This window comes from Herbaspirillum hiltneri N3 (assembly GCF_001267925.1).
Classification (GTDB): Bacteria; Pseudomonadota; Gammaproteobacteria; order Burkholderiales; family Burkholderiaceae_D; genus Herbaspirillum; species Herbaspirillum hiltneri.
Genome location: NZ_CP011409.1, coordinates 4,789,577 through 4,814,259, shown reverse-complemented (window position 1 = coordinate 4,814,259; position 24,683 = coordinate 4,789,577). Strand labels below are relative to the sequence as shown.

General features: G+C 58.7%; 17 protein-coding genes and 4 tRNA genes. All 21 read left to right on the top strand.

Annotated elements, in window-relative coordinates:
- Positions 1-7 precede the first annotated feature (7 nt).
- On the top strand, positions 8-277 hold the full coding sequence (locus F506_RS21770; RefSeq protein WP_016836057.1) for an HPr family phosphocarrier protein: 270 nt from the start codon (positions 8-10) through the stop codon (positions 275-277).
- Between the two features lie 162 nt (positions 278-439).
- Positions 440-2,230, top strand: a complete 1,791-nt coding sequence (ptsP, locus tag F506_RS21765) for a phosphoenolpyruvate--protein phosphotransferase (RefSeq protein ID WP_053200858.1) — start codon at positions 440-442, stop codon at positions 2,228-2,230.
- A gap of 268 nt (positions 2,231-2,498) precedes the next feature.
- On the top strand, positions 2,499-3,638 hold the full coding sequence (gene metX / locus F506_RS21760) for a homoserine O-succinyltransferase MetX (protein WP_053200857.1): 1,140 nt from the start codon (positions 2,499-2,501) through the stop codon (positions 3,636-3,638).
- Entirely contained in the window at positions 3,635-4,237 is a 603-nt protein-coding gene (gene metW / locus F506_RS21755; protein WP_053200855.1) for a methionine biosynthesis protein MetW, read from the top strand. Before metX ends, metW begins: the two co-directional genes overlap by 4 nt.
- 151 nt (positions 4,238-4,388) lie before the next feature.
- Positions 4,389-5,657: an AmpG family muropeptide MFS transporter gene (locus tag F506_RS21750; RefSeq protein ID WP_053200853.1), complete on the top strand. Its 1,269-nt coding sequence runs from the start codon at positions 4,389-4,391 to the stop codon at positions 5,655-5,657.
- Between the two features lie 88 nt (positions 5,658-5,745).
- A tRNA-Tyr gene (locus F506_RS21745) sits at positions 5,746-5,831 on the top strand.
- Between the two features lie 62 nt (positions 5,832-5,893).
- Positions 5,894-5,967 (top strand) — tRNA-Gly (locus F506_RS21740).
- A gap of 50 nt (positions 5,968-6,017) precedes the next feature.
- Positions 6,018-6,092, top strand: a tRNA-Thr gene (locus F506_RS21735).
- 94 nt (positions 6,093-6,186) lie between these two features.
- Positions 6,187-7,383, top strand: a complete 1,197-nt coding sequence (gene tuf, locus F506_RS21730) for an elongation factor Tu (protein WP_016836040.1) — start codon at positions 6,187-6,189, stop codon at positions 7,381-7,383.
- 112 nt (positions 7,384-7,495) lie between these two features.
- Positions 7,496-7,571: transfer RNA gene (locus F506_RS21725), tRNA-Trp, on the top strand.
- Positions 7,572-7,606: 35 nt separating this feature from the next.
- On the top strand, positions 7,607-7,987 hold the full coding sequence (secE, locus tag F506_RS21720; protein ID WP_016836053.1) for a preprotein translocase subunit SecE: 381 nt from the start codon (positions 7,607-7,609) through the stop codon (positions 7,985-7,987).
- 2 nt (positions 7,988-7,989) lie between these two features.
- Positions 7,990-8,580 (top strand): transcription termination/antitermination protein NusG, encoded by a 591-nt coding sequence (gene nusG, locus F506_RS21715; protein ID WP_053200851.1) that lies wholly within the window; start codon positions 7,990-7,992, stop codon positions 8,578-8,580.
- 134 nt (positions 8,581-8,714) lie between these two features.
- Positions 8,715-9,146 (top strand): 50S ribosomal protein L11, encoded by a 432-nt coding sequence (gene rplK, locus F506_RS21710; RefSeq protein ID WP_007875265.1) that lies wholly within the window; start codon positions 8,715-8,717, stop codon positions 9,144-9,146.
- Entirely contained in the window at positions 9,146-9,841 is a 696-nt protein-coding gene (gene rplA / locus F506_RS21705; protein WP_053200850.1) for a 50S ribosomal protein L1, read from the top strand. Before rplK ends, rplA begins: the two co-directional genes overlap by 1 nt.
- A 325-nt stretch (positions 9,842-10,166) precedes the next feature.
- The gene (gene rplJ, locus F506_RS21700; protein ID WP_053201821.1) at positions 10,167-10,664 is read left to right on the top strand and encodes a 50S ribosomal protein L10; all 498 of its coding nucleotides are present in this window, start codon (positions 10,167-10,169) and stop codon (positions 10,662-10,664) included.
- 99 nt (positions 10,665-10,763) lie between these two features.
- Positions 10,764-11,141 carry a 50S ribosomal protein L7/L12 gene (gene rplL / locus F506_RS21695; RefSeq protein WP_007875269.1) on the top strand — a complete coding sequence of 126 codons (378 nt, stop codon included), beginning with the start codon at positions 10,764-10,766 and terminating at the stop codon, positions 11,139-11,141.
- Positions 11,142-11,476: 335 nt separating this feature from the next.
- Positions 11,477-15,583: a DNA-directed RNA polymerase subunit beta gene (gene rpoB / locus F506_RS21690; RefSeq protein WP_053200558.1), complete on the top strand. Its 4,107-nt coding sequence runs from the start codon at positions 11,477-11,479 to the stop codon at positions 15,581-15,583.
- A gap of 288 nt (positions 15,584-15,871) precedes the next feature.
- A complete protein-coding gene (gene rpoC / locus F506_RS21685; RefSeq protein WP_053200556.1) occupies positions 15,872-20,110 on the top strand; it encodes a DNA-directed RNA polymerase subunit beta' in 4,239 nt (1,412 codons plus the stop codon).
- A 409-nt stretch (positions 20,111-20,519) separates the two neighbouring features.
- Positions 20,520-22,772 (top strand): TonB-dependent hemoglobin/transferrin/lactoferrin family receptor, encoded by a 2,253-nt coding sequence (locus F506_RS21680; protein WP_053201820.1) that lies wholly within the window; start codon positions 20,520-20,522, stop codon positions 22,770-22,772.
- A gap of 42 nt (positions 22,773-22,814) precedes the next feature.
- A complete protein-coding gene (locus F506_RS21675) occupies positions 22,815-23,948 on the top strand; it encodes a hemin-degrading factor (RefSeq protein ID WP_053200554.1) in 1,134 nt (377 codons plus the stop codon).
- A gap of 301 nt (positions 23,949-24,249) precedes the next feature.
- On the top strand, positions 24,250-24,633 hold the full coding sequence (rpsL, locus tag F506_RS21670) for a 30S ribosomal protein S12 (RefSeq protein WP_053200552.1): 384 nt from the start codon (positions 24,250-24,252) through the stop codon (positions 24,631-24,633).
- Positions 24,634-24,683 lie beyond the last annotated feature (50 nt).

Genomic DNA, 24,683 nt, shown 5'->3' with positions numbered 1-24,683 from the left:
AATTGCCATGATTCAAAAAGAACTTGAGATCATCAACAAGCTCGGTCTGCATGCGCGCGCATCGGCCAAATTCACGCAGCTGGCGTCGAAGTACAAGTGTGAAGTCTGGATGACCTTCAACAAGCGCCGCGTCAACGCCAAGTCCATCATGGGCGTCATGATGCTGGCAGCCGGCAAGGGCACCAAAGTACTGCTGGAAACCGAAGGCGACGACGAGCAGGATTGCTTCAATGCATTGGAAGCGCTGATCCTGGACCGTTTCGGCGAAGGCCAGTAGGCCCGTCTTGCAGTAATACGGCAGGATCTCGAAATTTTCCTGTTTGTTCCTCTCTTGTTTTTCGCGCGATTGCCAAACCGGGCGTTGTCCGGTAAGGTTTTGAGAGCTACCGCGCATGAACACAGATGACGGCACAATAAAATAACGCAGGAGACAAACGCGATGGCATCTTTCACCTTACACGGCATTCCTGTTTCCAAAGGGATCGCCATCGGCCGCGCGCATCTGCTCGCGCCGGCCGCGCTGGACGTCAAACATTATCTGATTCCCGAAGAGCAGGTCGAAGCCGAAGTCTTGCGCCTCAAGAACGCAATCGCCGCCGTCCATCAGGAACTGCAAATCATCCGCGATGACTTGCCCAAGGACGCGCCGCCGGAACTGGGCGCCTTCATCGACGTGCATGCGCTGATCCTGTCGGACCCGATGCTGGCCGAAGTGCCGCTCAACATCATCCGTCATCGTTATTACAACGCCGAATGGGCGCTGGTGACGCAGATTGACGGCTTGTCGGCGCAGTTCGACGAGATCGAAGACCCCTACCTGCGCGAGCGCAAGGCCGACATCCAGCAAGTCGGCGACCGCGTGCTCAAGGTATTGACCGGCAGCGCCATCAATTTGCCGCCGGCTGCGGGAGAGGGCGCCACCGCCAGCATCATCGTCGTTGCGCATGACATTTCGCCGGCCGACATGCTGCAGTTCCGCGACGGCGCTTTCGCCGGTTTTGTCACCGACCTCGGCGGCCAGAATTCGCATACCGCCATCGTTGCGCGCAGCCTCGACATCCCCGCCTCGGTCGGGATGAACAATGCCTCGGTGCTGGTCAAGCAGGACGATGTGCTGATCATCGACGGCGACGCCGGCGTGGCCATCGTCAATCCGTCGCCGCTGGTGCTGGCGCAATACCGCGCGCGGCAGGAGCGCATGCTGCGCGACCGCAAGAAATTAGGCCGTCTCAAGAAAACCCCGGCGATCACCCAGGACGGCACCGAAATCACGCTGCTGGCCAACATCGAGTTGCCCTCCGACAGCGCTCCGGCGCTGGAAGCGGGCGCCAACGGCGTCGGCCTGTTCCGCTCCGAATTCCTGTTCATGGGCCGCGCCGGGCATCTGGAAAAATTCCCGTCCGAGGACGAACAATTCGATTCGTATTGCCAGACCGTGGTGTCCATGAAGGGCCGGCCGGTCACGATCCGCACGCTCGACGTCGGCGCCGACAAGCCGCTCGACGAAGACGAGCAGACCGCACTGAATCCGGCCCTGGGTTTGCGCGCGATCCGCTACTGCCTGAGCGAGCCGCAGATGTTCCTGACCCAGCTGCGGGCGATTTTGCGCGCCTCGGCCTTCGGCCCGATCAAGCTGCTGATCCCGATGATGGCGCACGCATTCGAAGTCGACCAGACGCTGGCCCTGATCGAGCAGGCCAAGGAGCAATTGCGCCAACGCAAGCAGAAGTTCGACGAGGACATCGAGATCGGCGCCATGATCGAAATCCCGGCGGCCGCGCTGGCCTTGCCGATTTTCATCAAGCGCCTCGACTTCCTGTCGATCGGCACCAACGATCTGATCCAGTACACGCTGGCCATCGATCGCGTCGACCACGAGGTGGCGCATCTGTACGATCCCTTGCATCCGGCCGTGCTGTTCCTGTTGTCGAGCGTGATTTCGATGGCGCGCAAGGCCGGCATCCCGGTCGCCGTGTGCGGAGAAATGGCGGGCGACGTGAAGTGGACCAGGCTGTTGCTCGGCATGGGCCTGCTGGAGTTTTCCATGCATCCTTCGCAACTGTTGTCGGTCAAGCAGGAAATCCTCAACAGCGACCTCACCCTGCTGGAGCCGCAGGTCAAAAAGGTGCTGAAGGCCACCGAGCCGTCCGCCATCGAGGCCGCCATGGCGCAATTGCGCGCCATCAGCAGCGAACCGGAAATCAAGGCGGCCGCCGCAAGGCGCCGCTGATTGCAAGTCCGGGGCATGCCGTCGATGTGGTTTGACGGCATGCCCCGACTTGGTTATTCTTACACCACTGCGCCGATTTGAATGGTTTATCCAAACCTCAGCTTGCGGGCGCCGGAACCCCGGGTTCCATCTAAATACGGCTAAAGCGAGCTTGGTGCAATACAAGACAAGCCCAGAATTTAGCCCGTGAGCGCAAGCTCCGGGCTTTTTTGTTTTCGGGCCCCTGAATCTGTGCACGGACATAACCGCAAGATAACGAAGAGAGCCCATGTCGATCGGAATCGTTTCGCCGCAACTCATGCATTTTCCCGAGCCGCTGCCGCTCAAGAACGGCACGGCGCTGGCCGACTACGTGCTGATGTATGAAACCTACGGCACCCTCAATGCCGACAAGTCCAACGCCGTGCTGGTGTGCCACGCGCTCAATGCCTCGCACCACGTGGCTGGTGTCTATCAGGACGATCCCGACAATGTCGGCTGGTGGGACAACATGGTCGGGCCCGGCAAGTCGCTCGACACCGACAAGTTCTTCGTCATCGGCGTCAATAACCTCGGTTCCTGTTTCGGCTCGACCGGCCCGATGCATACCAATCCGGCCACCGGCAAGCCCTACGGCGCGAGTTTCCCGGTCGTGACCGTGGAAGACTGGGTCAATGCCCAGGCGCGCCTGGCAGACCGGCTCGGCATCGCCCAGTTTGCTGCGGTAATGGGCGGCTCGCTGGGCGGCATGCAGGCGCTGGCGTGGAGCATCATGTATCCGGATTGCCTGCGTCACTGCGTGGTGATCGCCTCGACCCCGAAACTGTCGGCGCAGAACATCGCTTTCAACGACGTCGCGCGCCAGGCGATTCTGACCGATCCGGATTATCACGGCGGCGACTTCTATGCACACGGGGTGGTGCCGAAAAACGGCCTGCGCGTGGCGCGCATGGTGGGCCACATCACCTACCTGTCGGACGACGACATGGCGGAAAAATTCGGCCGCGACCTGCGTTCGGGCGAATACCAGTTCGGCTACGGCGTGGATTTCGAAATCGAATCCTACCTGCGCTATCAGGGCGACAAATTCTCGACCTACTTTGATGCCAATACCTATCTGCTGATCACCAAGGCGCTCGACTATTTCGATCCCGCGCGCGACTTCGGCGGCGATCTGAGCAAGGCGCTGGCAGGCACCAAGGCGCAATTCCTGCTCGCCTCGTTCACCACCGACTGGCGCTTCTCGCCGGAGCGCAGCCGCGAACTCGTGCAGGCGCTGGTCAGCAACAAGCGCCGCGTCAGCTACGCCGAAATCGACGCGCCGCACGGGCACGATGCCTTCCTGCTGGACGACGCGCGCTACATGACCTTGCTGCGCGAATACTATCAACGCGTCTGGGCGGAAATCGCCATGGAGGAGAGCGCATGAATTTCCCTGAACTGAGCGTACTGCGCCCCGACCTGGCCTTCATCGCGCATTGGATCCCGGCCGGCTCGCAGGTGCTGGACGTCGGCTGCGGCGACGGCGTCATGCTCGACTACCTGCAGACCGACAAGGCCTGCAACGGCTACGGCATCGAAATCGACGACGCCCGCATCCCGGAATGCGTGGCGCGCAACGTGTCGGTGATCCAGCAGGATCTGGAAGGCGGCCTGGCCATGTTCGAAGACAATGCCTTCGACAACGTCCTGTGCCTGTCGGCGCTGCAGATGGTCAAGGACGTCGAAGGCATCCTGCGTGAAATCGCCCGCGTCGGCCGCGAAGCCACCGTATCCTTCCCCAACTTCGCCTACTGGTCGCACCGCGTGGCGCTGCTGCGCGGCCGCATGCCGGTGTCGAAGTCGCTGCCTTACGAATGGTACGACACGCCTAACCTGCGTTGCGCCACGATCAAGGACTTCGAGGCGCTGGCCAATGACGTCGGCCTCGATGTGCTGGAATGCGTGGCGTTGCACGAGGGCAGGCCGGTGACCTTCCTGCCGAACTGGCGCGGCAGTCTGGCGGTGTTCCGTCTCAAGAAGAAGTAGGCCGTCGTCTTCATCGCCGCCGCCGTGGCAGCCGCAGCACGAAAAATCGTACCGGCGCCGGCAAATTCCTTATACTCCGCAGACGTCTCCGCCCGGCTTCCCATGGGCGGAGTCCTTCCCGCTTGCACTTACGTTTCGCCGATTCCTTTCTATGACCGATAACCGCATTTCGTGGCACAGCTATCTCAACCGTCGCATGCTGATTTGCGTGTTTCTGGGCTTTACCTCGGGGTTACCGCTGTTCATCCTGCTGAGCCTGCTGCAGGCCTGGCTGGCCAAGTCCGGGCTCAACGTCAAGGCGCTGGGTTTGTTCGCGCTGGTGATGTTCCCCTACACCTGGAAATTCCTGTGGTCGCCGCTGATGGATCGTTTCCATTTCGGCCGCATGGGACGCCGGCGCGGCTGGATGTTCTTCACCCAGATCGGCCTGTTCCTGGGCATCGGCGCCATGGGCATGCTGGATCCGCAGACCCAGATCGGCACGATCGCGTTCATGGCGTCGGCGGTGGCCTTCCTGTCCGCCAGCCAGGACATCGTGGTTGACGCCTATCGCCGTGAAATCCTGCCGGAAGAAGAACTCGGCCTGGGCAGCGCCATCCACGTCAATGCCTACAAGTTGTCGGGCATGGTGCCGGGCGCCTTGTCGCTGGTGCTGGCCGATCTGATGCCGTGGCAAACCGTGTTCTGGATCACGGCCGGCTTCATGCTGCCAGGTTTGCTGTGCACGCTGGCGGTAAAGGAGCCCGTGGTCTACGGCGTGCCGCCGAAGAACCTGCGCGAAGCGGTGGTGCTGCCGTTCCGCGAATTCGTCACGCGCGGCGGCTGGAACAAGGCGCTGTGGGTGTTGGCCTTCATCTTTCTGTACAAGCTCGGCGACAGCATGGCGACCGCGCTGGCGACCAAGTTCTACATCGACCTCGGCTTTTCCATGACCCAGATCGGCGTGGTGTCGAAAACCACCAGTCTGTGGGCCAGCGTGGTGGGCGGCATCGTCGGCGGCGTCTGGATGATTCGCCTGGGCATCAACAAGGCGCTGTGGGTGTTCGGCGTGATCCAGGCGGTGGCGATCCTCGGCTTTGCCTGGCTGGCCCACGTCGGCGCCAGCACCGTGGCGCTGGCGGTGGTGATTGGCATTGAAGCCTTCGGCGTCGGCCTTGGCACGGCGGCTTTCGTCGCTTACATCATGCGCGAGACCGATCCGCGCTATACGGCGACCCAATTTGCTCTGTTTACCAGTCTGGCGGCGGTGCCGCGCACCTTTGTCAATTCTTCGGTGGGCTACATCGTCGCCTACATGGGCTGGTTCAACTTCTTCATCCTGTGCTTCATCCTGGCCTTGCCAGGCATGCTCATGCTGCTGAAAATTGCCCCGTGGAATCATGTCGAACATCGTCCCAAGGCAACAGTCGGGATTCGCTGATCCGCCTGAAGCTAAAAATAATGCGTCTGCCCTCGTATTTTAGTTGACAAGGGAAAAGTGTTCACCTATAGTTTTGAGTTCCCTGCGCGGAGAGGTGGCCGAGTGGTTAATGGCAGCAGACTGTAAATCTGCCCTCTTACGAGTACGCTGGTTCGAATCCAGCCCTCTCCACCATTTTGGGAGCAGTCTTAAGTTGTTGCGGCTGTGAAGTGATAAGAGTTCGATGGCAGTTCCTCGCGGGTGTAGCTCAATGGTAGAGCTGAAGCCTTCCAAGCTTATGACGAGGGTTCGATTCCCTTCACCCGCTCCAGAGTTTTTGTCCGGTTGCATCGTTTGGCAGTTGGTGCAGTCGGCAGGTATGCCCTTGTAGCTCAGTGGTAGAGCACTCCCTTGGTAAGGGAGAGGCCACGTGTTCAATCCACGTCAAGGGCACCAGTTATGGCAGGTGTTTCACAGTAAGCGCTGCAGCAAGTCAGCAAGTCGATCGGGCGCGTTGCCTGAACATTCTCATAATCGTTAGGAGTCTAAGATGGCAAAAGGCAAATTCGAGCGGACCAAGCCGCACGTGAACGTTGGCACGATTGGTCACGTTGACCACGGCAAGACCACACTGACAGCCGCAATCGCGACCGTGTTGTCGAAGAAATTCGGCGGCGAAGCGAAGGCCTACGATCAAATTGACGCAGCGCCGGAAGAAAAAGCGCGCGGCATCACGATCAACACAGCGCACGTTGAATACGAAACAGCAAACCGTCACTACGCCCACGTTGACTGCCCAGGCCACGCCGATTATGTGAAGAACATGATCACCGGCGCCGCGCAGATGGACGGCGCGATCCTGGTTTGCTCCGCAGCAGACGGCCCGATGCCACAAACCCGCGAACACATCCTGCTGTCGCGTCAGGTCGGCGTTCCTTACATCATCGTGTTCCTGAACAAGGCCGACATGGTGGATGATGAAGAACTGCTGGAACTGGTCGAAATGGAAGTGCGCGAGCTGCTGACCAAGTACGAATTCCCAGGCGACGACCTGCCAATCATCAAGGGTTCGGCCAAGCTGGCCCTCGAAGGCGACACTGGCCCGCTGGGCGAGCAAGCGATCATGGCACTGGCAGAAGCGCTGGACACTTACATCCCGACACCGGAACGTGCTGTTGACGGCGCTTTCCTGCTGCCAGTGGAAGATGTGTTCTCGATCTCCGGCCGCGGCACTGTGGTGACCGGTCGCGTTGAGCGCGGTATCGTCAAGGTCGGCGAAGCACTGCAAATCGTCGGTATCCGCGACACGCAAGACACGGTTTGCACCGGCGTCGAAATGTTCCGCAAGCTGCTGGACCAAGGTCAGGCAGGCGACAACGTCGGCGTGCTGCTGCGCGGCACCAAGCGTGAAGACGTGGAGCGCGGCCAAGTGTTGGCCAAGCCAGGTTCGATCAAGCCGCACAAGCACTTCACCGGCGAGATCTATGTGCTGTCGAAAGACGAAGGCGGCCGCCATACGCCGTTCTTCAACAACTATCGTCCACAGTTCTACTTCCGTACCACGGACGTGACTGGTTCGATCGAGTTGCCGAAGGATAAGGAAATGGTCATGCCGGGCGACAACGTGTCGATCACCGTGATGCTGATCAACCCGATCGCGATGGAAGAAGGTCTGCGCTTCGCGATCCGCGAAGGCGGCCGTACCGTCGGCGCTGGTGTGGTTGCCAAGATCCTGCCTGACGCGTAATAAGAAGAGTAGCAATCGCCGCGATTCGGGAAATTCCCGCCTCGCGGCGTTGATGTCTGAGCGGCAAGCGTAAGTTGGCTGGCCAAGCCGCTCAGATCAGTGTTTTGATCGTAGGGGTGTAGCTCAATTGGCAGAGCGCCGGTCTCCAAAACCGGAGGTTGGGGGTTCGATGCCCTCCGCCCCTGCCACCGATTCAGGTGAGTAGGGTACTGAAAGTAAATAAATGTCTAACCAGCCTGTACAAACCGTCAATACATCAAGCGACAAGCTCAAGGTTGCCCTGGCAATCGTAGCGGTCATCGCGGGTGTGGTCGGTTTTTTTGTGTTGTCGGGTCAATCGACTCCGGTGCGCGCACTGGCCCTGGTGGCCGGCTTGCTGGTGGCGGTGGGTTTCGCCTGGACATCGTCGCAAGGTCGCGGTTTCGTCGGCTTTGCCAAAGAATCGGTACGTGAAACCAAAAAAGTTGTCTGGCCTACCCGCAAGGAAGCGACGCAGATCACGGCGATTGTGTTCGCCTTCGTGCTGATCATGGCGATCTTCCTCTGGGGTACGGACAAGTTGCTCGAATTCCTGTTGTATGACGTAATTTTGGGCTGGAAATAAAAATGAGCGATAGCACACAAGACAGCGCACCGATTGGTGCGCAAAGCGTTTCAAGCGCAGGTAAAAAGCGCTGGTACGTTGTGCATGCCTATTCCGGCATGGAAAAGAGTGTGCAGCGCGCACTGACCGAGCGCATCGTCCGCGCCGGCATGGAAGAACAGTTCGGCCAGATTCTGGTGCCGACCGAAGAAGTAGTGGATATGAAAAACGGTCACAAGTCGGTGACCGAGCGTCGTTTCTTCCCGGGCTACGTCCTGGTTGAGATGGAAATGACGGACGAAACCTGGCATCTGGTGAAAAACACCAGCAAGGTGACCGGTTTCATCGGCGGCAAGTCGAACCGCCCGACACCGATTCCGCCGCATGAAGTCGACAAGATCATGCAGCAAATGCAGGACGGCATCGAAAAGCCGCGTCCGAAGGTCTTGTACGAAGTGGGCGAGCTGGTTCGCATCAAGGATGGTCCTTTTACCGATTTCAACGGCAACGTGGAAGAAGTGAATTACGAAAAATCCCGCGTGCGCGTCTCCGTGACCATTTTCGGTCGTGCAACACCGGTCGAGCTCGAGTTCGGCCAGGTCGAAAAAGTCTAAGCAATACCCGTCAAGCGCCCGCAGGAGCGCGGCGAAATGCAAGTTTCCCGAATCCTGCAGCAGCAGAGGAGCCTTAGTAAAACGCCGCAAGGCAGATGAACAGGCGCTAACACTCAATCAACGTAGGAGCCATCATGGCAAAGAAAATCATCGGTTTTATCAAGCTGCAAGTGCCAGCTGGTAAAGCAAATCCATCCCCACCGATCGGCCCGGCGCTGGGTCAGCGCGGTCTGAACATCATGGAATTCTGTAAGGCATTCAATGCCCAGACTCAAGGCGTTGAGCCAGGTCTGCCGATTCCAGTCGTGATCACTGCATTTGCGGACAAGTCCTTCACCTTCGTGATGAAGACGCCTCCAGCAACCATCCTGATCAAGAAGGCTGCCGGTATTCAAAAGGGTTCTGCCAAGCCGCATACAGACAAGGTTGGCAAGATCACTCGTAAACAAGCGGAAGAAATCGCTACCCAGAAGAAGCCGGATCTTACCGCTGCTGATCTGGAAGCGGCTGTGCGCACCATCGCTGGTTCGGCACGTTCCATGGGCATCACGGTGGAGGGTCTGTAATGGCTAAGTTGACAAAACGCGCTAAGGCGCAAGAAGGCAAGATCGATAGCACCAAGGCTTATCCTTTCGATAACGCGCTGGCGCTGGTCAAGGAATTCGCAACAGCAAAGTTCAACGAATCGATCGACGTGTCCGTCCAACTGGGCGTTGACGCGAAGAAGTCGGACCAGGTCGTCCGCGGTTCCGTCGTTCTGCCGGCTGGTACAGGCAAGACCGTTCGCGTCGCCGTGTTCGCTTCGGGCGAAAAGGCCGAGCAAGCCAAGGCGGCCGGCGCAGACGTCGTCGGTATGGAAGATCTGGCTGAGCAAGTCAAGGCCGGCAACATGCCTTTCGACATCGTGATCGCTTCGCCGGACACCATGCGTATCGTCGGTACCCTGGGTCAGATCCTGGGCCCACGTGGCCTGATGCCTAACCCGAAGGTCGGCACCGTGACTCCTGACGTCGCCACCGCCGTCAAGAACGCCAAGGCTGGTCAAGTGCAATACCGTACCGACAAGGCCGGCATCATTCACGCCACCATCGGTCGCAAGTCGTTCAGCGACGCAGATCTGAAGTCGAATCTGGTTGCACTGATCGACGCGCTGAACAAGGCAAAGCCAGCCACCAGCAAGGGTGTTTACCTGCGCAAGGTGTCGCTGTCGTCCACTATGGGCGCTGGCGTCCGCGTGGACCAATCGACCCTGTCGGCTTAAGTAAAGAATCAAGTCCTCGTTTCCTTGCGGAGACGGGGCGCATCTTTGGGCTGGAGCATTTTGCAATTGTGAAGTGCTTCAGGCAATCAAAGACCGTTGGGCGGCGTGCAGCAGGCAGGCACAAAGTTAAAACGTCGGAAGCTCCCGTTTCCGATTACCCAGCGCAGATGGTGACCCCGAACAAGTTTTGCAGTCTCACACAGCGTTTCACGGTTCACGAAACGTTGCAATGAACTCCTAACGTCGGACGCCGTGTTCGAACCGATGTAAGGCAAGCAGGTTTTTCGCCTGTGTGGTCGCCAAGCATCATTTTTGGAGGTTGATCTTGAGTCTCAATCTGAATGACAAAAAGGCCGTTGTCGCCGAAGTCGCCGCAAAAGTAGCAGCTGCGCAGACTATCGTCGTGGCCGAATACCGTGGCATCCAGGTTGGTCACTTGACGCAACTGCGCGCCAAAGCGCGTGACCAAGGCGTGTACCTGCGCGTGTTGAAAAACACACTCGCGCGTCGTGCCGTTGAAGGTTCCGCGTTTGCTGACCTCGCTTCTGAAATGACCGGCCCGCTGATCTATTCGATCTCGGAAGATGCCGTTGCTGCAGCTAAAGTCATCTCCGACTTTGCTAAGACCAACGACAAGCTGGTTGTCAAGGCAGGTAACTATGCAGGCAAGCCGCTGGATAAGGCTGCTGTGACTGCATTGGCAAATATCCCGTCCCGCGAAGTTCTGCTGGCCCAATTGCTGGGCATGATGCAGGTTCCGGTCGCTGGTTTTGCGCGTGGTCTGGCTGCTCTGGCAGCCAAGAAAGAAGCCGAAGCAGCTTAAGAACGCCGGCCGCAGCAATGTGGCGGTTGTTCATGAGCGCTTTGACCTCTGCGTCAGTACCGATTAGATGTTATTACCGAAATAAATTAGGAGTTTCAAATGGCAATTAGCAAAGACGATATCTTGGAAGCCGTAGGCGCCTTGACCGTGTTGGAATTGAATGACCTGGTGAAGGCATTCGAAGAGAAGTTCGGCGTTTCCGCAGCAGCAATGGCTGTTGCCGGTCCTGCCGGTGGTGGCGCTGGCGCCGCTGCTGCTGAAGAGCAAACAGAGTTCACCGTTGTTCTGGCCGAAGTCGGCGCGAACAAGGTTGGCGTCATTAAGGCAGTTCGCGAAATCACCGGTCTGGGCTTGAAAGAAGCCAAGGATCTGGTTGACGGCGCACCGAAGCCAGTTAAAGAAGGCATCGCCAAGGCAGACGCCGAAGCAGCCAAGAAGAAGCTGGAAGAAGCTGGCGCGAAAGCTGAACTCAAGTAATTTTTACTTGAGCTGGAATATCGCCGGTTCGCCGGCGCATCGTTCCACCGGAGTCAAAGTGCAGAATCCTTTGAAAGAAGGATTCGGCTTTGGCTCCTTTGTCGTTTCGTAATTTTGTATGTGAATTTGAGTCCGATTCGAATTTGCGTCGAATTCAAGTTCGTTAATGGTCAGCAGTTTCTTGCCAGCTTCGCCGGCGAAGCAAGAGAAGGCGCCAACCAAGACTGAAGGGCTGAGACTTGAGGTTTCGCTGCTAACGGATTGCAGCAACAAGGCGACAAGCAATCCGGGCGAGTCCTGAACTCTCTATCCTTCCTGTCACTCACGGAGTGTCCATGCACTACTCATTTACTGAGAAGAAGCGTATTCGTAAATCCTTTGCGAAACGCGCTAACGTCCACAACGTTCCGTTCCTGCTAGCGACTCAGATCGAGTCATACCAGACATTCTTGCAGACGGACAAAACAACGTCCCAACGCAAGAACGAAGGTCTGCAATCGGCCTTTACATCGATTTTCCCTATCGTTTCGCACAATGGTTTTGCGCGTCTCGAGTTTCTGTCCTATGTGTTGGGCGCGCCGCCGTTCGACGTCAAGGAATGCCAACAACGTGGCCTGACCTTCGCGTCGCCGCTGCGTGCCAAAGTGCGTCTGGTGATCCTGGACAAGGAATCGCCGACCAAGCCGGTCATCAAGGAAATGAAGGAACAGGAAGTCTACATGGGCGAATTGCCGCTCATGACGACCACCGGTTCGTTCGTCATCAACGGCACCGAACGCGTCATCGTGTCGCAGCTGCACCGTTCGCCGGGCGTGTTCTTCGAACATGACCGCGGCAAGACGCATTCGTCCGGCAAGCTGTTGTTCTCCGCACGCATCATTCCTTACCGCGGTTCGTGGCTCGACTTCGAATTCGATCCGAAGGACATCCTGTTCTTCCGCGTCGACCGTCGTCGCAAGATGCCGGTAACGATCCTGCTCAAGGCCATCGGCATGACGTCCGAGCAGATCCTGGCGAACTTCTTCGTGTTCGACAATTTCACCCTGCGCGCTGAAGGCGCCGAGATGGAATTCGTGTCCGAGCGCCTGCGCGGCGAAGTAGCGCGTTTCGACATCCTCGACAAGGCCGGCAAGCCGCTGGTCGCGAAGGACAAGCGCATCAACGCCAAGCACGTGCGCGACATCGAAGCTGCAGGCATCAAGCAGATCTCCGTGCCGGAAGACTACCTGCTGGGTCGCGTCCTGGCGAAGAACATCGTCGACGGCGACACCGGCGAAGTCATCGCTTCGGCCAACGACGAACTGACTGAAGAATTGCTGGCCCGCCTGCGCGAAGCCAACATCGATGCAGTCCAGACGCTGTACACCAACGACCTGGATCAGGGCGGCTACATCTCGCAAACCCTGCGTACCGACGACACAGCGGATCAGACCGCTGCGCGCGTGGCGATCTATCGCATGATGCGTCCTGGCGAACCGCCGACCGAAGACTCGGTGGAAGCCCTGTTCAACGGCCTGTTCTACAGCGAAGACCGTTACGACCTGTCGGCCGTCGGCCGCATGAAGTTCAACCGCCGTATCGGCCGTGATGAACTGACCGGCGCGATGACCTTGTCGAACGAAGACATCCTGGCCGTGATCAAGATTCTGGTTGAACTGCGCAATGGCCGCGGCGAAGTCGATGACATCGATCACTTGGGTAACCGTCGCGTCCGTTGCGTCGGCGAACTGGCGGAGAATCAATTCCGCGCCGGTCTGGTCCGCGTTGAGCGCGCCGTCAAGGAACGTCTCGGCCAGGCCGAAGCGGACAACCTGATGCCGCATGACCTGATCAACTCGAAGCCGATCTCGGCAGCGATCCGCGAATTCTTCGGTTCGTCGCAGTTGTCGCAGTTTATGGATCAAACCAACCCGCTGTCGGAAATCACGCACAAACGCCGTGTTTCCGCCCTGGGACCTGGCGGTCTGACCCGCGAACGTGCCGGCTTTGAAGTCCGCGACGTGCACCCGACCCACTACGGCCGCGTGTGCCCGATCGAAACGCCTGAAGGCCCGAACATCGGCCTGATCAACTCGCTGGCGCTGTATGCCCGCCTGAACGAATACGGCTTCCTGGAAACCCCATACCGCAAGGTTGAGGGCAGCAAGGTCACCAACCAGATCGACTATCTGTCGGCAATCGAAGAAGGCCGCTACATCATCGCCCAGGCGAATGCGACCATCGACGCTTCGCTGAAGCTGTCCGATGAACTGGTTTCGGCGCGTGAAGCCGGCGAAACCATTCTGGTCTCGCCGGAACGCGTGCAGTACATGGACGTGGCCCCAGGCCAGGTCGTGTCGGTGGCGGCGTCGCTGATTCCGTTCCTCGAACACGATGATGCGAACCGCGCATTGATGGGCGCCAACATGCAACGTCAGGCGGTTCCTTGCTTGCGTCCGGAAAAGCCGCTGGTCGGCACCGGCATCGAGCGCACCGTTGCAGTCGACTCCGGCACCACCGTGCAAGCGTTGCGTGGCGGTATCGTCGATTACGTCGATGCAGGCCGTGTGGTGATTCGTGTGAACGATGAAGAAGCGCAGGCTGGCGAAGTCGGCGTCGACATCTACAACCTGATCAAGTACACACGTTCGAACCAGAACACCAACATCAACCAGCGTCCGATCGTCAAGGTTGGCGACCGTGTCGCCAAGCATGACGTGATCGCCGACGGCGCATCGACCGACCTGGGCGAACTGGCTCTGGGTCAGAACATGCTGGTGGCGTTTATGCCATGGAACGGCTACAACTTCGAAGATTCGATTCTGATCTCCGAAAAAGTTGTGGCTGATGACCGCTACACCTCGATTCACATCGAAGAGCTGTCGGTTGTCGCTCGCGACACCAAGCTCGGCGCGGAAGAAATCACCCGCGATATTTCGAACCTGGCGGAAAACCAGCTGGCGCGTCTGGACGAATCCGGCATCACCTACATCGGTGCTGAAGTCGAAGCCGGCGATACGCTGGTCGGTAAAGTGACGCCAAAGGGCGAAACCCAGCTGACACCGGAAGAGAAGCTGCTGCGCGCGATCTTCGGCGAAAAGGCATCCGATGTGAAGGACACCTCGCTGCGCGTGCCTTCGGGCATGGTCGGCACCGTCATCGACGTGCAAGTGTTCACCCGCGAAGGCATCCAGCGCGACAAGCGCGCACAACAGATCATCGACGATGAACTGAAGCGCTATCGCCTGGACCTGAACGACCAGCTGCGTATCGTTGAAGGCGATGCCTTCCAGCGTCTGGAAAAGATGCTGATCGGCAAGGTCGCCAACGGCGGTCCGAAGAAACTGGTCAAGGGCACCAAGCTGGACAAGGCGTACCTGGACGATCTGGACAAGTACCACTGGTTCGACATCCGCCCGGCGGATGACGACATGGCGACAGCATTGGAAGCGATCAAGGAATCGATCGCCGAAAAGCGTCACCAGTTCGATCTGGCGTTTGAAGAAAAGCGCAAGAAGCTGACACAAGGTGACGAACTGCCGCCAGGCGTGCAGAAGATGGTCAAGGTTTACTTGGCCGTGAAGCGCCGCCTGCAACCAGGCGACAAGATGGCGGGTCGTCACGGCAACAAGGGTGTGGTTTCGCGCATCCTGCCGATCGAAGACATGCCGCACATGGCCGACGGTACACCAGCCGACATCGTGCTGAACCCGCTGGGCGTGCCATCGCGCATGAACGTCGGTCAGGTTCTCGAAGTCCATCTGGGCTGGGCAGCCAAGGGTCTGGGCCTGCGCATCGGCGAAATGCTGACTGCACAAGTGAAGATCGCTGAACTGCGCAAGTTCCTGACCACGATCTACAACGAATCGGGCAAGAAGGAAGCGCTCGACGAGTTCAGCGATCAGGAGATTCTGGAACTGGCAGCCAACCTGAAGAAGGGCGTTCCGTTCGCCACGCCGGTGTTTGACGGCGCGCACGAAGACGAAACCCGTCGCATGCTGGATCTGGCATACCCGGATCACATCGCCAAGCAACTGGGCATGACGCCGTCGAAGAATCAGGTCACCATGTATGACGGCCGTACCGGCGAAGCTTTCGAGCGCACCGTGACGGTTGGCTACATGCATTACCTGAAGCTGCATCATCTGGTTGACGACAAGATGCACGCACGTTCGACCGGTCCTTACTCGCTGGTGACTCAGCAGCCTCTGGGCGGTAAGGCGCAGTTCGGCGGCCAACGCTTCGGTGAAATGGAAGTCTGGGCACTGGAAGCCTACGGCGCATCGTATGTGCTGCAGGAAATGCTGACCGTGAAGTCCGATGACGTGAACGGCCGTACCAAGGTTTATGAAAACCTGGTCAAGGGCGACCACGTGATCGACGCCGGCATGCCGGAGTCCTTCAACGTGCTGGTCAAGGAAATCCGTTCGCTCGGTATCGACATCGATCTCGAACGCGACTGATGTTCCCGGGGGCAAGGCGGCGCGGCCGTCTTGCCCTGTTTTATCGTCTGATCCTGCCGCCGGCAGGAACGGCGGCGACGCAGTAAAGTAAAGCAACAAAGCAGTTCAGCAAGCAGCTACAAGCAATTGTAAGCAGTCAAGGACGACCAAGTCTGTCCCGGTACATGCGGAACCCGGCGCAAGCCACGGCTCTCCCGCAGGTGCGAACAGGGTGTGCGCAGATTGTGGTGCGGCCGTCTCGATATACATAGCATTACCTAGCGTTCTCACGCCAACCTGGAGTGATACATGAAAGCACTGCTCGATCTATTCAAGCAAGTTCAGCAAAACGAACAATTCGACGCGATCAAAATTGGTCTGGCGTCCCCCGAAAAAATCCGTTCGTGGTCCTACGGCGAAGTCAAAAAGCCGGAAACCATTAACTACCGTACTTTCAAGCCTGAGCGCGACGGTCTGTTCTGCGCCAAGATCTTTGGCCCGATCAAAGACTACGAATGCCTCTGCGGCAAGTACAAGCGCCTCAAGCACCGCGGCGTCATCTGCGAAAAATGCGGCGTCGAAGTCACGCTGGCCAAGGTGCGCCGTGAGCGCATGGGCCACATCGAACTGGCTTCGCCGACTGCGCACATCTGGTTCCTGAAATCGCTGCCGTCGCGTCTGGGCATGGTCCTCGACATGACCCTGCGCGATATCGAACGCGTGCTGTACTTCGAAGCCTACGTCGTGACCGATCCGGGCATGACGCCGCTGAAGAAGTGCCAGATCATGTCGGAAGACGACTACGCCGCCAAGTACGAAGAGTACGGCGACGACTTCACCGCATTCATGGGCGCCGAAGGCATCCGTGAACTGCTGCGCTCGATCGACATCGACCGCGATGCAGAAACCCTGCGCGTGGAACTGAAGGAATCGAAGTCCGAAGCCAAGATCAAGAAATACGCCAAGCGCCTGAAGGTGCTGGAAGCGTTCCAGCGTTCGGGCATCAAGCCCGACTGGATGATCATGGAAGTGCTGCCGGTGCTGCCGCCGGAACTGCGTCCGCTGGTGCCGCTGGACGGCGGCCGCTTTGCGACCTCCGATCTGAACGATCTGTATCGCCGCGTCATCAACCGTAACAACCGTCTGAAGCGCCTGATGGAATTGCGCGCTCCGGAAATCATCACGCGCAACGAAAAGCGCATGCTGCAAGAAGCGGTTGACTCGCTGCTGGATAACGGCCGTCGCGGCAAGGCGATGACCGGCGCCAACAAGCGTCCGTTGAAGTCGCTGGCCGAAATGATCAAGGGCAAGGGCGGTCGTTTCCGTCAGAACTTGCTGGGTAAGCGCGTCGACTACTCCGGCCGTTCCGTCATCGTGGTGGGTCCGCAGCTCAAGTTGCACCAATGCGGTCTGCCGAAGCTGATGGCCCTCGAGCTGTTTAAACCATTTATCTTCAACAAGCTCGAACTGATGGGGCTGGCAACGACCATCAAGGCAGCCAAGAAACTGGTCGAAATCCAGGAACCGGTGGTCTGGGACATCCTGGAAGACGTGATCCGCGAACATCCGGTCATGCTGAACCGCGCGCCGACATTGCACCGTCTGGGTATCCAGGCGTTCGAGCCGGTCCTGATCGAAGGCAAGGCGATCCAGCTGCATCCGCTGGTTTGCGCCGCGTTCAACGCCGACTTCGACGGCGACCAGATGGCGGTCCACGTTCCACTGTCGATCGAAGCGCAGATGGAAGCGCGCACGCTGATGCTGGCGTCGAACAACATCCTGTTCCCATCGAACGGTGAACCGTCGATCGTGCCGTCCCAGGATATCGTGCTGGGTCTGTACTACGCAACGCGTGAGGCGATCAACGCCAAGAACGAAGGCATGCTGTTCCAGGACGTCTCGGAAGTCATCCGTGCGTACGACAACAAGGAAGTCGAACTGGCTACCCGCGTCACCGTACGTATCGTTGAAAATCCAAAGGACCCGGTCACCGGCGAATTCGTGCGTACCGTCAAGCGTTACGAAACGACTGTCGGCCGCGCCATCCTGTCGGAAATTCTGCCGAAGGGTCTGCCATTCTCGGTGCTGAACCGTGCACTGAAGAAGAAGGAAATTTCGAAGCTGATCAACACGTCATTCCGCAAGTGCGGTCTGCGCGCGACGGTCGTGTTCGCCGATCAACTGATGCAGTCGGGCTTCCGTCTGGCGACACGCGCCGGTATCTCGATCTGCGTGGACGACATGCTGGTGCCGCCGCAAAAGGCGACCATCATTGCGACCGCCGAAAGCGAAGTCAAGCAGATCGAACAGCAATACTCGTCCGGTCTGGTTACCGCCGGCGAACGCTACAACAAGGTTGTGGACATCTGGGGCAAGGCCGGCGACGACGTCGGCAAGGCCATGATGGACCAGCTAAAGGTCGAAGATGTGGTCCGCCGCGACGGCACCAAGGGTACGCAAGAGTCGTTCAACGCGATTTACATGATGGCCGACTCCGGCGCCCGCGGTTCCGCAGCGCAGATTCGTCAGCTGGCAGGTATGCGCGGTCTGATGGCTAAACCGGACGGTTCGATTATCGAAACGCCGATTACCGCGAACTTCCGCGAAGGCCTGAACGTGTTGCAGTACTTCATCTCGACGCACGGCGCCCGTAAGGGTCTGGCCGATACCGCGCTGAAGACCGCGAACTCCGGTTACCTGACACGCCGTCTGGTCGACGTGACCCAGGATCTGGTCGTGATCGAAGATGATTGCGGCACTTCCAACGGCGCCTCGATGAAGGCAATGGTTGAAGGCGGTGAAGTCATTGAAGCGCTGCGCGACCGTATCCTCGGCCGCGTTGCCGCCACCGACATCATCAATCCGGAAACCCAGGCTACGCTGTATGAAGCCGGTACCCTGATGGACGAAGACACCGTTGAAGAAGTCGAACGCCTCGGCATCGACGAAGTCAAGGTTCGCACTCCGCTGACTTGCGACACGCGCTACGGTCTGTGCGCCAAGTGCTACGGCCGCGATCTGGGTCGCGGCGTGCTGGTCAACAGCGGCGAAGCAGTCGGCGTTATCGCTGCGCAGTCGATCGGCGAACCAGGTACTCAGCTGACCATGCGTACGTTCCACATCGGTGGTGCGGCGTCGCGTGCAGCAGTGGCCTCGTCGGTGGAAGCCAAGTCGAACGGCACCATCCGCTTCACGGCGACCATGCGTTACGTCACCAACGGCAAGGGCGAGCTGATCGTCATTTCCCGTTCGGGCGAAGTGCTGATCACCGACGACCTCGGTCGTGAGCGTGAGCGTCATAAAGTGCCGTACGGTGCGACCCTGATCGTCAAGGACGGCATGGTCATCAAGGCCGGTACTGCATTGGCGACATGGGATCCGCTGACACGTCCGATCATCACCGAGTACACCGGTACCGTGAAGTTCGAAAATGTCGAAGAAGGTTCGACCGTCGCCAAGCAGATTGACGAAGTGACCGGTCTGTCGACGCTGGTGGTTATCGATGCCAAGCGCCGCGGTTCGTCCGCTGCCAAGGTGTTGCGTCCACAGGTCAAGCTGTTGAACGAGCAAGGCGAAGAAGTCAAGATCGCCGGCACCGAACATGCAGTGACGATCGGCTTCCAGGTGGGCGCGCTGATTACAGTGAAGGACGGTCAGCAAGTTCACGTTGGTGAAGTGCTGGCGCGTATCCCGACCGAATCGCAAAAGACCCGTGACATTACCGGTGGTCTGCCGCGCGTTGCCGAACTGTTCGAAGCACGTTCGCCGAAGGATGCCGGCATGCTGGCGGAAGTCACCGGTACTGTGGCGTTCGGTAAGGAAACCAAGGGCAAGCAACGTCTGGAAATCACCGACATGGACGGCGCCAAGCACGAGTTCCTGATCACCAAGGACAAGCAAGTGCTGGTGCATGACGGCCAAGTGGTGAACAAGGGCGAAATGATTGTCGACGGTCCTGCCGATCCGCAAGACATCCTGCGCCTGCTGGGTATCGAAGCGCTGGCGCGTTACATCGTCGACGAAGTTCAGGACGTGTACCGCTTGCAAGGCGTGAAGATCAACGACAAGCACATCGAAGTCATCGTGCGTCAGATGCTGCGTCGCGTGCAGGTTGTGGATCCGGGCGATACCAACTACATCACCGGCGAACAGGTCGAACGTTCCGAACTGCTGGACGAAAACGATCGCGTCAATGCAGAGACCAAGATCCCTGCGACGTACGAAAACGTCTTGCTGGGTATCACCAAGGCATCGCTGTCGACCGACTCGTTCATCTCGGCTGCATCGTTCCAGGAGACTACCCGTGTCCTGACCGAAGCTGCGATCATGGGCAAGAAGGACGGCCTGCGCGGTCTGAAGGAAAACGTCATCGTTGGTCGTCTGATCCCGGCTGGTACCGGTCTGGCGTTCCACCGTGCACGCAAGGAAAAAGACGCATGGGAAGCCGACGAGCGCGCAGCGCTGTTGGAATCCGAGCGTCAGGCGCGTGTGACCGAAACCGAAGCGCACTCTGCCGAGACTTTCGGCGGTGCGGACGGCGAAGCGTAATGATGTAATCGCAGTACATCTGCCTTGAGGGGCCGATGTACTGCAAGGAAGAACGGCGTCGGAAGAAATTCCGGCGCCGTTTTTTCATGGGCGGACGCATTGCAGCAGGCTTCGTGTCGCCGCCGGATAGTGAAACGTAAATGTTGACGAATCATCTTGAGCGGATTGAAGTTTTGTCCTACAATTCCTGAATAAGAATTATTCTTATTAAAAATAATCAGCCTCGGGAACGCTCGGCGACAACGCCATCCGGTTTCATCGGAACAGACGCCGCGCAATAAAACAAAATGACTCCGCGCGACCAGCATGTCGCAGCGCAGCCGCGAGGCAGGCAAAACTCTCGTATTCACATCCAGGTAGCCAGCTAGCAGCATGCCAGTAACCGAACTCACTCAGGGGAATGGTTACCATGAAGCTATGCAAGAAAAAACTCGTCCTTGCGACGGCCGTCGTGCTGCAACAATGGGCAATGACACCTGCGACTGCGCAGCAAACTACGCAGCAACTGGCGGCGCTGAATCGCCCGCTCGATGAAATCACCGTCACCGCCACGCGCGGCGTCGACAGCGACCTGAACCGGGTTGCCGCCACCGTCTCGGTGATCACCGCCGAAGAACTCGAACAGCAAAACGCCAAGGACATCAAGGATGCCCTGCGCTATGAGCCAGGTGTGGAAGTGCGCCGCTCGGTCTATCGCGTCGGCGGCGTGACCGGCGCGTCAGCCACCATGGGGCGCGGCGGCAACGAAGGCATCAACATTCGCGGCTTGGAAGGCAATCGCGTCATGTTGCTGGAAGACGGCGTGGCCTTGCCGCGCGCGTTCAGCCAGGGCACGTTGAGCGCCGGCCGTGGCGCCTACACCGACACCGATCTGTACCAGCGCATCGAAATCCTGCGCGGTCCGGCGTCATCGATGTACGGAAGTGACGGCCTGACAGGCGTGGTCAACTTCGTCACCAAGGATCCGCAAGATCTGCTGAACGTATTTGGCAAGAGCAGCTACTTTGCGCTGCGTCCTTCCTACGATTCCAGCGACAGCAGCTATGGTGCGACCGGCACCATGGCCTTCGGCAATGATCACGTGCAAGGCATGCTGGTGCTGAATGCGCGCCATGGCAACGAGACCGAAACCAATGGCAGCGTCGGCGGCACCGGCGCGGCGCGCACCAAAGCCGATCCGCTGACCTACAACAATCGCTCGGCGCTGGGCAAGCTGGTGTTCAAGATCGATCCACGCAACGTCTTCAAGCTGAGTTTCGAAACGGTGGAAAACAAGTTGCGCGGCGACAGCCTCTCCGCCGTGGCGGCGCCGACGATCACGGGCTATCAAAGCGCCAGCGACGTCAAGAGCAACAAGCTGCAGCTGCAATACGAGCATGACGACACGGACAATCCGGTGTTCCAGAAGCTGCGCGCCAATCTCTACTACCGCGATTCGAAGACCAGCCAGTACTCCTTTGAAAACGGCGCTGCGCCGACCCGTCCGCGTTTCCGTGACATCAGCTATCAGGACGACATTTTCGGCGGCGGCGTGCTGGCCGAAAGCGGCTTCAACACCGGTATCATCAAGCACAAGCTGACCTACGGCGTCGACCTCAGCGTGGCGAAGTTGCAGATGGCGGCGTCGGGCACCGGCTGGACCACCTGCACCGGCACGCAATACTGCGAGTACTTCCCGAAAACCGAGTACAGCGTATTCGGCGCCTATCTGCAGGACGACATGCGCATCGGCGCGCTGAGTATCGTGCCGGGCCTGCGTTACGATTCCTACAAGATCAAGCCGGAGGCCAGCGCCAAGTACGATGCGCAAGCCATCGCAAACCGCCAGCCGGCGTCGACCAGCAAGGACAGCGCATTCTCGCCGCGCCTCGCTTTCATCTACGAAGTCGCACCGGCGTTTGCACCCTACATCCAGTACGCACGCGGCTTCCGTTCGCCGTCGCCGCACGAGGTCAATTCCTACTTCAACAATGCGTCGCAAGGGTACTCGCAAATCGCCAACCCGAATCTCAAGCCGGAGACCAGCAATTCCTATGAGATCGGCTTCCGCGGCAAGCTGCCGACATCGGCCGGCCTGTTCAGCTACAGCACGGCCGCTTATGCCGGCGAGTATCGCAACTTCATCGACTCGGTGTCCGTCGCCGGCGCCGGCACCGTGCTCAACCCGACCATCTTCCAGTACGTGAACGCGGCCAAGGCATCAATCCACGGCTTCGAAGGGCGTCTCGACTGGCGCATGGAACGCGGCCTGTCGCTGAAGACCGGTTTCGCCTATACCAAGGGCACGACAACCGACCGGACCGGCAAGAAAACCGGACTGGAATCGGTGGCGCCGCTGTCGGTGGTTGCCGGCGTGCGCTACGAGCCGACGCAGGTCTGGTTCGTGCAAAGCGATGTGATCTACAACGCGTCCAAGAAGAAGGAAGACATCGCGACGCCGACCAACTTCGTCTCGCCGTCGTTCTTCGTCATGGACCTGAGCTCAGGCTATCGCTTCAGCAAGAACGCCGTGCTCTACGCCGGCATTCGCAACCTGTTCGATCGCAAGTACTGGAACTGGACCGATATACGCGGCCTGTCGCTGGCCGACAGCGCCACCAACAAGGACGCGTACACCGAGCCGGGTCGCAGCTTCAACGTCAGCATGAAGTTCGAATACTGATCATCCGTCAACCGAAACCACTTAACCGAAAAGAGGCCTTCAATGAAATACACCAAACTGGGCGCGTTGCTGTTGGCTGCAGGCGTCATCAGCATCGCAGCGTGTTCGACCACGCCTGACAACAACCTGGCCGAACGCTGGTCGGCGTTGCGCGTGGAGCAGCCCAGGCTGCAGCCGCGCGATGCCGCGCAGAAGCTCAACGTCTCGGAAGCCGAACTGGTGGCGACCAACGTCGGCAAGGGCGCGACCCGCCTGCGCGACGGCAGCGCTTCCTACAAGGCGGTGTACGACCGCTTGCATGAGCTCGGTCAGATCAAGGCCATCACGCGCAACGACAGCGCCGTACTGGAACGTGTCGGTACGGTCACCCAGGCAAAGCTCAACCAAGACGGCCGCGTGATTCCGGGTACCGGATTCGCCGGCGGTCCGATCGACCTGCGCTTCGGCACCGACCAATGGCGTTCGGCGTTCGCCGTGGTGCAGCCCGGCCGCGAAGGCAAGATCAGCCGCAGCCTGCAATTTTTCGACGTGCATGGCAACGCGGTCAACAAGGTGTATCTCGACAACGAAGCCGGCGTGGCGGCGTTTGACAAGCTGGTCGCCGATTTCAAGGCGGCCGAGCAAGTGGCCCACCTGAGCGTCGACAAGGCGCCGGTCAAGGTCGTCAAAAAGCCGAACGGCGAAGTCGACCTCAAGGAATTACGCGACACCTGGAGCGAGCTCAGCGACGTGCATGAATTCCCGCGTCTGCTCAAGGACCTAGGCATCACGCGTGAACAGGCGCTGGACCTGATCGGCAAGGACGCCGCCTACCGCATCAGTGCGCAGTCGGTGCAGACCCTGCTCGACAGCGCCGCCAGGCAAGGACAGCCGATCATGGTGTTCGTGAGCAACCCGGGCATGACGCAGATCTTCAGCGGCACGATCAAGAAAGTGAAGCAGACCGATGAGTGGTACAACGTGCTGGATCCGGACTTCAACCTGCATCTGCGCCAGGCCGGCATCGATCGCGGCTGGGTGGTCAAGCGTCCGGCCAAGGACGGCGTGATCACTTCGGTGGAGTTCTATGACGCCAAGGGTGAGCAGGTTGTCAACTTCTTCTCGCGCCGCGATCGCAACAAGGAAGAGACGACGGCCTGGCGCCAGATTGTTGCCAGTCTGGCAAAGGCTTCGTGAGGTTTGGCACCGCTTGATTAAAAAAGTGGCAAAAACGTCGTAAAACAGTCACGGGGGTCAGGGCGCAGGGAGCTGCCCTTGACCCTTTTGCGTTTCAGGCATATACTCGCGAGTTCTCGAATTTGGGCTCTCCTGAGCTTAAGCGTTCTTTGGTCTGCTTCCGGCTTTCTTCGGCGCTTCTCTCGTTTTCTCTAAAATCGGTGTGCACAGGTTTCTTCCGTGCAAGTTTCTTGTTTAATTCCGGGCAACCGTTTCTGGAATTAATGTTATTAACGTCGTAAATTTTGTTGGATATAAAACGATGCCAACCATCAATCAATTGATTCGCAACCCACGTGTCTCCGCGACCGTGAAAAGCAAATCGCCGGCGCTGGAAAACAGCCCGCAAAAACGCGGCGTATGTACCCGTGTTTACACAACGACTCCTAAAAAGCCAAACTCCGCTTTGCGTAAGGTTGCAAAAGTGCGTTTGACCAACGGCTTCGAAGTGATTTCGTACATCGGTGGTGAAGGCCACAACCTGCAAGAACATAGCGTCGTGCTGTTGCGCGGCGGCCGTGTGAAGGATTTGCCGGGTGTGCGTTACCACATGGTTCGCGGTGCTCTGGATACCCAAGGCGTCAAGGATCGTAAGCAAGCTCGCTCGAAGTACGGTGCCAAGCGCGCCAAGGCAGCTAAAAAGTAACATCGAGTAATTTGTTTTTTGTCGGGCGCAAGCCTGGTGAAATGTGTCGG